This is a genomic window from Arenibacter echinorum, assembly GCF_003259375.1.
GTDB classification, from domain to species: Bacteria; Bacteroidota; Bacteroidia; order Flavobacteriales; family Flavobacteriaceae; genus Arenibacter; species Arenibacter echinorum.
Genome location: NZ_QLLN01000004.1, coordinates 114,808 through 126,510 on the forward strand (window position 1 = coordinate 114,808; position 11,703 = coordinate 126,510).

Here is an 11,703-nt window from a genome sequence, read left to right on the forward strand (position 1 = left end):
ATTGACCATACCATTACAATGTCTCAGTGATAAAAACAACCAAGACCGATTTAGGCCGGAATTTTATTTTTTTGTTTTTTTAATGCTATCAACTTCTTTTCTGAACCTTAAAATCATTAAACTATCCAATTGACCACCAATACTGTCCCTCATAGAAGCCCAGTTTTGGTCGTTCATATCCCCTGCATACCGCATTATCTTGTTAAATCTGGCCACATTGAAGCGGTTGGCCTTCCAGGCTGCCTTGGTACTTTCTTGATGTTTTAAATCCTGCAAGTAAATACCAATCCCAAAACCAACTATGACAAGCCCCAATATCAATAACCAACGGGCGGATGTTTTAGACATTATTCCGAATTTAGATTAAAACAATAAAATGTTCCATTGAGATACCACATTATATTTACGTAAAAATTGGTATCCATGGACCGCTAATTTTAAGAATCTTTTCTATGACCTTAGTACCAAGCGCTACTATACGAACTTGGCAACGACCAATAACAATACAATAATCGCATAAGCACCGCTACATGTCAATACCAGGTCTATAAAATTGAATTTCTTTTTCATTCCTTATTTTTATTGTTTTCCATAGTCATCACCATTCCACAGGAGGGGTAATTATATTTGATTGGGTTATATTCCTAGGTTTAAATTTCAACTGTGCATTTAAGCTACAATTCCATTTCTAAAGTTAGCATGGAAGGCCGAGGTTTCAAAATATCAACGTTCAACGCTAATAAACCATGGATAAAATGTAGATTTCCCTAAAAAATGCACCAAAAACAAGGTGGTCGATTTTTATAAGCTAAAGAAAAACTATTAGTGAAAGCCTCAAATTTGGTCCTCAAATTCTGGACACCTTTATTTATTTAAAGATCAAAAAACACAGTTACCAAACTAGAGTCACTACAAGTTTATAACCACATTGCCTCTTTTGCGGCCAGTGTCCACATAGCTATGGGCCTTATCAACTTCATGAAGGGTATAGCGTTTATCTATGACCAATTTTAATTTCCCAGCATTCAAAAGATTTGTGAGCTCATGCAACATGTTCCTAAGCTTTGGAACAGCTACAAGTCCGGTCGCCGCAAACTTTGCTTTTTTGCTGCCAAATTTAGAGGTCCACAGCATTTGAAATAATAGTGGCATACTTAATACTGGTGAGAGGTAGGTGCCATTTTTCGTAAGTATTTCTTTGCATGCAGGGAATGAGCTCTTACCCACTGTATCAAAAATAACATCATAACTGTTAGCTGTTTTAGTAAAATCTACCTTTGTATAATCTATGGCATGATCCGCTCCAAGCGATCTTACCATGGCAAAATTGGAAGAACTGCAAACCGCGGTTACATCCGCGCCAAGATAATTGGCCAATTGCACCGCTGCAGAACCTAAACTACCCGAAGCGCCATTTATAAGCACTCTTTGTCCACTTTTCACATTGGCCATTTCCTTTAAATAATTCCAAGAGGTCAAAGGCCCGTCACACACACCTGCAAGTTCTTCATGAGCTACATTTTTAGGCCTAACCGCCACTAAACCTTCTTCTGAAACACATAAATATTCCGCATTAGAGCCTGCACCAAATATCGACTCCCCAAAGACTTCATCCCCTACTTGGAAACGTTGCACACTGCCGCCAACAGCCTCAACTATTCCAGAAAAACCCGTACCGGCTATAGGATACTTGGGCTTTGTTAAACCAATAAAAAGTCTACCGTACCATGGATTCCCGCTTCGCATCATGGTGTCTGCCCTAGTTACACTGGCAGCTTTTACCTTTATCAAAATCTCTTTCTCTTTGGGTAAGGGTTTTGGAACATCCTGAAGTTGTAAAACCTTGGGTGAACCATACTTTGTAATTATGATCGCTTTCATTTTTTTATTTTTTATTTTGACAAATGTATCCCATACCTCTAGGCCAGTCGTTCGGATTTTAGAATCGGAACAAAATGGGTTAGTATGTTTTTATAGTAGGCATTGTAATTCTTATCACCTATGTGATAACAGACGATGTCCTTACTTTTTTAATTCCATATGTAAAATGGGGTAGGGTTTTCCTGAAGCATCCAATTCCGAACGACCTATTATTTCGAAGCCACAATGCTTATAAAATTCAACAGCCTGTTCGTTCTGCTCATTTACATCGACAGCATTTACTTTAAATTCATTTATGGAAAATGTCAATAAACTCTTGCCAATTCCCATTCCCTGGTATGCGGGGTGTATAAATAGCATTTCCAGATGCATACCTGCCACGCCCATAAAACCGATTATTTCCATAACCTTGTTCCTTATACACCTTAATTCGACAACATTTAAATACTCGTTCAATATTAGCGGTTTAAAATATTGAATGTCCTCTTCCCGTAAAAATTGGTGTGTGGCTCTGACAGAGGCCTCCCAAACCTCGACCACTTCAGGGAATTGGTCCTTGGAGATCTTATCTATTTTATATGTCATTTGTATTACTCTTGGAGAGACCCTAAAAATAATATTTCTTGGCTATGTGTTGGATAAAGTTTAAAGCGAAGATTGAATTGTTGCTTGTTTATTATGGACTTAAGGAACCTTTTTTAAGCTCATGGCCTATTGGCTATTCACAGGTAATATTTAATTCTTGATATTCGGATATTGAAACATTAGGTATGTTCTGTCCACTTTCAATTTTAATACAATTTAAATTAGGATTTCTATCTACCTTTAAATCAATTAATTCCTGATTACCGCCCACATTCAGATCCGTAAGCGAATTGCTTGAAATATAAAGGTGTGTTAAACTGGCATTATGTTCAAGATCAATATTCTGAATTTTATTGTCAGAAATCAATAAGGTTTCCAATTTTACATTTTTGCTAAAATCTACAGAAGTTAGCTCATTCGTCGTTAGCAATATATTTTTCAGATTTATAGATCTTTTGACATCAAAGGAATGTAATATATTGTTACTTATTTTCAATATTTCAAGAGTTTCATTTTCAATGCTAAATTCTTCCAATTCGTTAAAGGATAGATTTAATTCTTTTAAGTGAGCCGCTTTGGAAAGTCCGTTAATGGCACTAAGTTGGTTAGACTGCACATCCAACAAAATTAAATTGGGGTTGTTACTGATATCAATGTTGGAGATATAGTTGCCAGCAAGAACTAAAGTGTCCAACAAAGTATTGTGAGTTAAGTCGATACCCGTTATTTCCTGCTGCGTTGCAGATAGCTTCCTTAGCCCCACGAAGCCTTCAATTCCGGTCAAATCACTTATTACACCCTCACTTGAAAAATTTAAATCCAGAACACTTACTTCCGAAGCATCTTTTCTCAACATCCTTTGATTTAGGACTCCGTCCGAATCTATACCCTCCTCTATTAAAACAGCTTCAAAACTAGAATCTGGTATATACAGGTATTGATTTTCATAAGAGTCCTTATCGTTATTGGCACATGATGTTAATAAGATTGTAATCAGAATTGCTAAGAGAATTGCCTTCCCAATGATAAATGTACTATTCATTATTAAGTCTAAAATGGTTTATTTGAGACAAAGATGTATAAAATGTCAGGACTGGTTGTTCTAAATTACAAATCGGAACCTTTTAAGCCACTATTTTTTTTCCAATAAGCACTGGGGGTTGTACCCATTGTTTTTTTAAAATAGGTATTAAAGACGGTCTTGGAGTTAAAGCCGCTATCATATGCCAACGCCAAGATAGTGAGATGTCTTTGGGATTGGTCGGCCACCTTGGCCTTAAAGGTCTCCAGACGGTAGGTGTTCACATAGTCGGCAAAATTTTTCCCATATCCCTCATTTAGCAGCTGTGATAAATGATTGGAAGGAATTTCCATCATTTCAGCCAAAATGGGAAGTGTAAGGTTGGGGTCCAAGTAGGGCTCCTCTTCCAACATCAAGCGATCCAAGTTTTTCCTGTATTCCTGTAGCTCCTTTTTATTGAACAACGATTTTTGATACTTCCGTTTCTTGGTCGAAAATTTACTGTCTTCACCCAAAACTTCCTTCCTAAGTTCCTTAAATCGAGGCATTCCGTACAATGGCCTGAGTATTGGATCCACAAAAATATAAATCATCATTGGCAATCTGTGGGCAATACCTTGTTCTATTAGGCTAATGGTTTCCGGTATCTTTCCCAACAACGCATTACACATAATAAGCAAGTTTAAGGCCCTCCCCATAAGATCGGTTGCCAGAGCAGCTTCCAACTTAGCAATTCCTCTTTCGGCTTGATCCTTATTACCTAATAATGCATGTGCCATCGTTGTTCCTCCGAGTCTCATGACATCTTCTGTTTCATTCTGCGGTAATTTCTCAAAAAAGGCCAATCCTTCCTTGCCTTTCCCCATCAATAACAGTGATTGTCCCCAATATAAGGTAGAGGTTTTAAAATCTGATTTGAGCTCAACCGCCTTTTCAAAACTAGTAATGGCGTTGCCATATTTTTCTTCGCAGTAATCAATAAATCCTTTGAGATGATAATTTACCGAGGAAAAAGGATCAAGCTGAAGGGCGGTTTCAATATAGGTCCGTGCCGCACCAAATTTTCCTTCAGCTACCAAAGTGGATGCCATACTGGGGTAATAATCCACAATTGGTCCAGCTTCATACACCCTATTCAAATGCCGATAGGTTCCTGGAAGATCCCATTTTTGAATCAAGGAGGCATAGGAAAGGTGCAATTGACATTCGGGCAAATTTTCGTCCAATTCAATGGCCTTGTCCAAAAAAGGCTGTCCCTTTGCAAAGGCATCTTGTAATGGCACCAAACCTATTGTACCCAAAAGGGTGTAGGCCAGATGCATCCCCAAATGGGCCAATGCAAAATGTGGCCAATCCTTTATAATTTCTTCCAAAATTGAAATCCCCGTTTCAATATCGGACTTGCCCATCTTTAAAATATGATACCTACTTTTTAAATAACGTTGGTAGATATCCACTGGTACTTCTGGGTCTTGGACCAATTGGCCTTCAATTTCAAAATGACCAATATGTTCCCGTAACCTTTCGGCAATGAGCAGGCTAATTTCATCTTGAACGGCAAAAACATCTTCCAAGGACCTATCAAAAGTCTCCGACCAAAAATGAAAATCATCCTTAACATCGATGAGCTGTGCAGTTATGCGCATTTTATTTTTGGACAAACGTACGCTGCCTTCCAAGATAGTAGACACATTAAGTTCCTTACCTATCTGGGCTATGGGTAGATTAACATTTTTAAAATGAAAGGAAGAGGTTCTAGAAGTTACTTTTAATCCCTTGATTTTAGCAAGGGCGTTTATGATTTCCTCTGTCATGCCGTCACTAAAATACTCATTGTCCGTACTGGAACTCATATTTACAAAGGGGAGAACAGCAATAGACTTGGGCTCATTTACTGGAACGTTCACAAGACCGGAACGACTGGGCACCTGAATACCTTCATTTTTTACCGCAAATACTTCAACCGGTTTAGCAATATTCTTAAGACTAAAATGGCCCAAGGACAAGGTGGGAATATGTGGATGGTTTATAAGCTCATCATTTAGTTTCCCTGATAGCAAAATTGAACCTGCAATTCCCAGGCTCTCTATACGGGAAGCCAAATTTACCCCGTCCCCATATACTTCCGTACCATCAAAAACAATATCCCCTAGATGTAACCCAATGCGAAGGGGCACGGCATTTTTCTTTTGCAAGGCTTTTTGTATGGCAATGGCGCATTCCACTGCCTCCAACCCACTGGAAAAAATGCTCAGGGTTCCGTCGCCATAATATTGCAGGATATCCCCATTATAGAGTTTATGATTTTTTTCGAACTCCTGTCTATGTCGGGCCCGCATTTCCGCTGCGGCATTTTCATCCCTTTGCATCAGCGCGGTGTAGCCAACAATATCGGTAAACATTATGACTGCAATACGGCGGTTTTTATTGCTTGGCATTAGTTTTTGGTCTAAGATTTTATTTCTTATAAAGACAACTCATTTCAAAAGTACAATAATTTGCAATAACCCATTTTAAGGGACAATTTCAAAAAAGACATTAACTTTACGATGGTTTTCCAAGAGTTTATTTTTCTGTATGTCCTTAAAATTATCTCCCAAAGTTAAAAGAAACCTTTCCCGAATAATCCCGTTCGGAATTATTTGGCTGGTATCTGGTTGGGTATTTTGGATCGTGGAGCAAGCCGCAGCGGGCAACTCCGACCAGGACCAATCCTCCAGGATTGCCATGAATTTTGAGGTATTCCTCTTTTCCAGCGCTGCCCTCATGATTGTTGGACTGCTTATTGGGACCATAGAACTCCTTTATCTTAACCAAGTTTTTTCAAAAAAAAGTTTTACCAAGAAGATCGTATACAAAACCATATTTTACATTGTGTTGCTGTTAATCATAACCTGCATCACCTATCCTATAGCCAAGAGCTTGGAACTGGACATTTCAATCTTTGACCAACGCGTCTGGGATATGTTCGGGGATTACCTTACCAGCATTACACACCTAAGTACCGATATACAGTTAGCGACATCACTTTTGGCCTCCTTATTCTACTCCGAAATCAGTGAAAATATAGGGCACGGTGTCCTAATGAATTTCTTTACAGGAAAATATCATACCCCTACCGAGGAATTGAGGATTTTCATGTTCTCAGATATGAAATCTTCCACCGCAATAGCGGAGCAATTGGGCCATATTAAATATTTTGAATTGTTAAAAGAGTATTACTCGGATTTTTCCGAAGCTATTATTCAACATTCAGGGGAAATATACCAATATGTTGGGGACGAAATTATTATCTCCTGGAAATATGAGGCCGGTGTTGTAAACAACAATTGTATCAAATGTTTTTTTGCCATGAAAAAGGACCTTCACAAAAGGGCGGAATGGTATTCCTCCCACTACGGCATTACACCTACCTTTAAAGCGGGATTTCACTTCGGGAAGGTAACTACAGGGGAAATAGGTGAGCTGAAAAAGGAAATTATATTTACCGGAGACGTCCTCAATACCACCGCTAGAATTCAGGGGCTCTGCAACCCATTAAATGTAGACATCCTAATTTCCGGGGATTTGTGCCAAAGCCTAACCCTTGAACCGGAATTCAAAATACAATCCTTGGGCAAAAACGAACTGAAAGGAAAAGAGCAAAACATGGAATTGTTCACTATTAAGGATTAGATCAGCTTTACATTTACAGGATGTAGGCTTGCTAACCTTGCTGACAAACCATCTAATCCAATGGCAAAAAAGTTAAGCTGATAAAAAGCAAATTGGTACCCATATGAACAAATAAGGGATATTTAAACCCAAAGCTTAGTCGTGTATATCCGGCAATGGTGGCACTAAACAACTGGGGCAAGGTTATAATGGGAAGTAACAGTACATTGGTACAGGTCAGTTCAAAATTAAAAATATGCAACCAGGCAAACAGCACACAGGAAAGGTAATAAATCCACCTAATATTATTCTCCCAAATAGCGGCTAACTTTTGGGCGATTTTTTTCCTATACATTAAGGCATATGCAATTACACCAATAAACAGGGAGAGTAATACCCGGGTATAAAAAGTTTCATCTACTAGGCTCAGGTTGGTTTTGTATATGGCTTTTGTAAGCAAGTAATATGATAGCGACGTAAAAGTAAGAGCCGCATACAGCGGTTTAAACTTAAGACTCAATCTAAAGCATATTTCTTCATAGAGGGGTAGTATTAAACCTCCCACCAAGAGGTAGGTTAAAGGAGCAAACCGCTCCGACATATTGGCATCCGTGATATTTTTTGGCTCATAAAAAACAGCCAGTACATTTGCTACCAATAGCGAAAAGACCAGTTTAATAAGGAACAATCCCAGGGTGTCGTATATTTTATTCCTGACTGTTAGATCTTTTAAGGGAAGATACTGGGGCTGAGAGACAAACTGCATTAAGTTCTTAATCAATCCCAAATAAAATTTTGGTTTTACAAAAGGGTAATTCATGATATATTCTTTTAGTGTTCCATACTATTTTCTGGAGCAAGTTAGTCAGGAGGACACCCTTAAAGGTTCCGATTATCATTAAAAGGTTCTGATTTTCAAGCGGGCCTTGATTTTAAAAATTAGTTCCTGAATATGACCCTTGCCGAGCTACTAAAACTGGATACTTTTAGATTAAAATTTGTATTTTAGTTGCGATTTTTTTCTATTTAACGAACAACCCCTGCCCACGAGTGCATACCTCTTTCAATCCAAAGTCTATTGCAGTACTCCCTTTTGTAAACATTGGAAGGGAAGAAAACGAGTACTTTTCGGACGGAATTACGGAGGAAATTATCAATGCGCTGACCAAAGTCCGGGACCTAAAGGTAACTGCTAGAACATCTTCCTTTTACTACAAACAAAAGAATCTGGACGCCCGTCTTATAGGAAATGAGCTTGGAGTGGAAACATTACTGGAAGGAAGCGCAAGGATTGTAAATGATCGGGTAAGGATAACTGCCCAATTGATACGTACCGACACCGGATTTCATATCTGGTCCGAGAATTTTGATCGCGACCTTTCCGATATATTTGAACTACAGGATGAGATTAGCCTACTAATCGCCGACAAGATTAGGGAGAACTTTGGGCACTTGGAGGTTCAGGAACATTTAATTGAAGCCCCTACCAAAAATATTGAGGCCTACAAGCACCTTCTAAAGGGCCGTGAATTGCGCATGCGCTGGAACGCCCAGGATGTCAAGGATGCCATCCCCTATTTTGACCAAAGCATTACTCTAGACCCAAGTTATGCCGATGCCCATTTTGAAAAAGGTTGGTGCTTGGGAATGCTTGCCAGTTGGGGTTACTTGAAAAAGGATGAAGGACTTCTGGAGGCCAATAGGCACATTGATATTGGGCTGCAATTGAATCCCAACTCCGCCATGGGGCATTATGTTAAGGGCACCATCAGTTTTTGGGGCTATTGGAACTATAAGGATGCCTTTGAACATTTACAATTGTCCCTTGAAATTAATCCTAATTCCTCGGAAGTACGTGATGCCATGGCAGACGGGTTTTCTGCCTTGGGAAAAATAGACGAAGCCTTGGCCAATAACGAAATGGCCTTGCGCATTAATCCCTTATCTGCCAACCTATATTTCACCAAGGGCAATATGATTTATTTTAAAAAGAACTACCATGAAGCGGTTGTTCTTTTTGACAAGGCTTTATCAATAAATCCATTTTTTCCCTTGGCACTGGAAATGAAGGCTGCAGCCCTGATTTTAGATCGGCAGGTAGCTCTGCTGGCATCGTTTGTAGAAAATACTCCGCAGTTGGAACGACCTAATACATATAGGGCCATTTACGACCTCATGCACAACGAAGATGTTTTTATTATATCAAAAAATGAAGTCGAAAAAGAGTTTCAGGAAGCCTCTGTGGTAAGTCTTCGTGCTTGGGACCTATATTACGAGGTTTATAGTGGCAATCATGAAATTGCCCTCGATATACTTGATGATCGAATCAAAGAGCGTTCTGGACAATTGTTCAATTTTAGAAACGATCCATTTTTAGAACCATTGCGTACCTATAGGAAATATAAGGAAATTGAAGACTCGGTATTTCTAACCCTCGATTTTCCAGAAGATATTTTGGAACCCAAAAGTCCCGTAGCTTCATCCCCTTTGGACAATAGTCAAATTGAACATTACTCCGAAGCCATAGAACTATTAATGAATGAAAAAAAGCTATACATTGACCCTGAACTTAGCTTAAAACAACTAGCCACCCATGTAGGTCTGCACGCCAACAAACTTTCATGGCTGTTGAACAATCATTTCGGTAAAAATTTTAATGACTTCATTAATGGATTCCGGATATTGAAATTTCAAAAAATGGCCATAGATCCTGCCAATAAAAACCTGACACTACTTGGCCTGGCCTACGACAGTGGTTTCAACTCCAAGACTGTCTTCAACACTTTTTTTAAGAAAGAAACGGGGATGACACCCAAGCAGTGGGTGAAACAAAATACAACCTAACACAAAAACGGTATTTTATAGGTTGCCCAAAAAAGGTTGATATAGCCAATAAGGGGATCCCTATTTATCTTGGCCCATCAATAAGTTCCAAATCCCACCCAAATAGTTCGGAAACATAAGTACGGGCGTTTGGCACCCACTACGTTTTCATCTTTGCCCCACAATTAATCCTAAAACCTATCACAAAGATGAAAAAGCAATTATTATTATTTATTACAATGGCCACCTTTACCGGAAAGACCATGGCCCAAGAGACTTTTATGGATGTAGTGATCAACTACACCCCAACAAGTCTTAATTATGGGGACAACAACAAAGCCCTTAAAGATTTTAAAAAGGGGTATTGGGGACTTCAGGCTGGAGCCTCCTTCCAAGCCGGAATCAATGAGTACCTATCCTTGGTCCCCGAACTATATTTTGTTATGAAAGGAGGACGTTTGGAAAATAACAACCCCCTTACCGGCCAGGAAACCAAGATCAGGTTCAACACCCTGGACCTACCTGTAATGGCGCGACTGCATTTTTGCAACCTATATGTAAATGCCGGACCAGTAGTAAGCTATAACCTGGGAGGTCGGTTAAAAACCGAGAGCGATGGCAACTTGCCAGGAGAAAAGTCCAAAATGGCATTCGGTTCGGAACAAGGCACCTATAGTCGCTGGGATGCCGGCCTACAATTTGGAATGGGCTATGAGTTCAAATTTAAAAAATCGAGACTCTTACTAGACCTGCGCTATCATTATGGCATGGTGGACATTGGCAACGGGGCCGACATGTATAACCGCTATTTTAATATGAATATCCTGCTTTCCAAAAAATGGAAAACAAATCCGTTGGGAAAGAAAAAGAGACAGGATCTTGCGTTTTGGGATGCATATGACGAGGAATTGGATAATCCGTTGAATTAAAATGTACCCTATTTATTGGTTACCAACCCGTAACAAAAACTTTTAATTCTTCCCACTATGCTAAACAATAAAAGGATTGCCTTAATTGCGGGGGCACTTTACCTTACAGTTATCGTCTGCGGCATTTTCGCCGAAAAATATGTTCGCTTCACATTGGTAAATTTAACCGATGGCGCCGAAACCGTAAGAAATATCAAGGACAATGTAATGCTCTTCCGAATGGGTTTTGTTGCAGATCTAATAATGCAATTAGCGTATTTTCTGCTGCCCATAGTATTGTACCAATTATTCAAAAAAACAAGTCGTGCCATGGCCGGTCTTATGGTCTTGAGCGTAACGGTGGCCGTAGCCATTATGTGCACCAACATGCTTAACCATTATGCCCCCTTGCTATTATTGAATCCAAATGGGTATAGTGCATCATACGATCCGGAACACATTAATAGTTGGGTCCTGTTCTATTTGGAGATGCACAATAAAGGATACCATATTGCCCAGCTGTTTTTTGGACTTTGGCTGCTACCCCTAGGCTATATGGTAATTAAATCGGATAGCTTTCCTAAAATCATAGGATTATTCTTGATCCTAGGCTGTTTTGGCTATCTATTGGATTTCATGGTCTATTTTCTGCTTCCCGAAAAAAGCAATGCTTTATCCGAATATATAACCGCTCCGGCCGACCTTGGAGAGTTTTCCCTGTGCATTTATCTCTTGATCCAAGGCATAATGGGAACCAAATTAAATAGTAAAAATAAGTCCTGAATAATAATCCGGAACGAACGGCAAAACCCAGTATCGCAACTTTGCGGA

The 11,703-nt window shown here is 39.3% G+C and carries 10 protein-coding genes; 4 read left to right on the forward strand and 6 right to left on the reverse strand.

Annotated elements, in window-relative coordinates:
- Positions 1 to 63 precede the first annotated feature (63 nt).
- From LV92_RS11020 to LV92_RS11040, 5 genes are all read right to left on the reverse strand, one after another.
- Positions 64 to 348 carry a hypothetical protein gene (locus LV92_RS11020; protein WP_111623716.1) on the reverse strand — a complete coding sequence of 95 codons (285 nt, stop codon included), beginning with the start codon at positions 346 to 348 and terminating at the stop codon, positions 64 to 66.
- A 561-nt stretch (positions 349 to 909) separates the two neighbouring features.
- Complete coding sequence (locus LV92_RS11025; protein WP_111623717.1) at positions 910 to 1,881, reverse strand: NAD(P)-dependent alcohol dehydrogenase; 972 nt, start codon at positions 1,879 to 1,881, stop codon at positions 910 to 912.
- Between the two features lie 141 nt (positions 1,882 to 2,022).
- Positions 2,023 to 2,466, reverse strand: a complete 444-nt coding sequence (locus LV92_RS11030) for a GNAT family N-acetyltransferase (RefSeq protein ID WP_111623718.1) — start codon at positions 2,464 to 2,466, stop codon at positions 2,023 to 2,025.
- 133 nt (positions 2,467 to 2,599) lie between these two features.
- Positions 2,600 to 3,508: a leucine-rich repeat domain-containing protein gene (locus LV92_RS11035; protein WP_111623719.1), complete on the reverse strand. Its 909-nt coding sequence runs from the start codon at positions 3,506 to 3,508 to the stop codon at positions 2,600 to 2,602.
- Positions 3,509 to 3,573: 65 nt separating this feature from the next.
- Positions 3,574 to 5,925 carry a helix-turn-helix domain-containing protein gene (locus LV92_RS11040; protein ID WP_111623720.1) on the reverse strand — a complete coding sequence of 784 codons (2,352 nt, stop codon included), beginning with the start codon at positions 5,923 to 5,925 and terminating at the stop codon, positions 3,574 to 3,576.
- Between the two features lie 139 nt (positions 5,926 to 6,064).
- Here LV92_RS11040 and LV92_RS11045 point away from each other — a divergent pair, with 139 nt between their 5' ends.
- Positions 6,065 to 7,162 carry an adenylate/guanylate cyclase domain-containing protein gene (locus LV92_RS11045; RefSeq protein WP_111623721.1) on the forward strand — a complete coding sequence of 366 codons (1,098 nt, stop codon included), beginning with the start codon at positions 6,065 to 6,067 and terminating at the stop codon, positions 7,160 to 7,162.
- Between the two features lie 52 nt (positions 7,163 to 7,214).
- On the opposite strand, the gene LV92_RS11050 is transcribed toward LV92_RS11045, so the two are convergent.
- The gene (locus LV92_RS11050) at positions 7,215 to 7,961 is read right to left on the reverse strand and encodes a hypothetical protein (protein ID WP_111623722.1); all 747 of its coding nucleotides are present in this window, start codon (positions 7,959 to 7,961) and stop codon (positions 7,215 to 7,217) included.
- A gap of 230 nt (positions 7,962 to 8,191) precedes the next feature.
- Here LV92_RS11050 and LV92_RS11055 point away from each other — a divergent pair, with 230 nt between their 5' ends.
- The 3 genes from LV92_RS11055 to LV92_RS11065 all read left to right on the forward strand — a co-directional run bounded on the left by LV92_RS11055 (position 8,192) and on the right by LV92_RS11065 (position 11,655).
- Positions 8,192 to 9,985, forward strand: a complete 1,794-nt coding sequence (locus LV92_RS11055; RefSeq protein ID WP_111623723.1) for a helix-turn-helix domain-containing protein — start codon at positions 8,192 to 8,194, stop codon at positions 9,983 to 9,985.
- Between the two features lie 188 nt (positions 9,986 to 10,173).
- Positions 10,174 to 10,893: a porin family protein gene (locus LV92_RS11060; protein ID WP_111623724.1), complete on the forward strand. Its 720-nt coding sequence runs from the start codon at positions 10,174 to 10,176 to the stop codon at positions 10,891 to 10,893.
- A 57-nt stretch (positions 10,894 to 10,950) separates the two neighbouring features.
- Positions 10,951 to 11,655 (forward strand): DUF4386 domain-containing protein, encoded by a 705-nt coding sequence (locus LV92_RS11065; protein ID WP_111623725.1) that lies wholly within the window; start codon positions 10,951 to 10,953, stop codon positions 11,653 to 11,655.
- Positions 11,656 to 11,703 lie beyond the last annotated feature (48 nt).

What these genes read in the sequence shown, in the direction of transcription:
- LV92_RS11020 (WP_111623716.1), bottom strand. Translation starts at nt 348, where the DNA reads ATGTCTAAAACATCCGCCCGTTGGTTATTGATATTGGGGCTTGTCATA.
- LV92_RS11025 (WP_111623717.1), bottom strand. Translation starts at nt 1,881, where the DNA reads ATGAAAGCGATCATAATTACAAAGTATGGTTCACCCAAGGTTTTACAA.
- LV92_RS11030 (WP_111623718.1), bottom strand. Translation starts at nt 2,466, where the DNA reads ATGACATATAAAATAGATAAGATCTCCAAGGACCAATTCCCTGAAGTG.
- LV92_RS11035 (WP_111623719.1), bottom strand. Translation starts at nt 3,508, where the DNA reads ATGAATAGTACATTTATCATTGGGAAGGCAATTCTCTTAGCAATTCTG.
- LV92_RS11040 (WP_111623720.1), bottom strand. Translation starts at nt 5,925, where the DNA reads ATGCCAAGCAATAAAAACCGCCGTATTGCAGTCATAATGTTTACCGAT.
- LV92_RS11045 (WP_111623721.1), top strand. Translation starts at nt 6,065, where the DNA reads ATGTCCTTAAAATTATCTCCCAAAGTTAAAAGAAACCTTTCCCGAATA.
- LV92_RS11050 (WP_111623722.1), bottom strand. Translation starts at nt 7,961, where the DNA reads ATGAATTACCCTTTTGTAAAACCAAAATTTTATTTGGGATTGATTAAG.
- LV92_RS11060 (WP_111623724.1), top strand. Translation starts at nt 10,174, where the DNA reads ATGAAAAAGCAATTATTATTATTTATTACAATGGCCACCTTTACCGGA.
- LV92_RS11065 (WP_111623725.1), top strand. Translation starts at nt 10,951, where the DNA reads ATGCTAAACAATAAAAGGATTGCCTTAATTGCGGGGGCACTTTACCTT.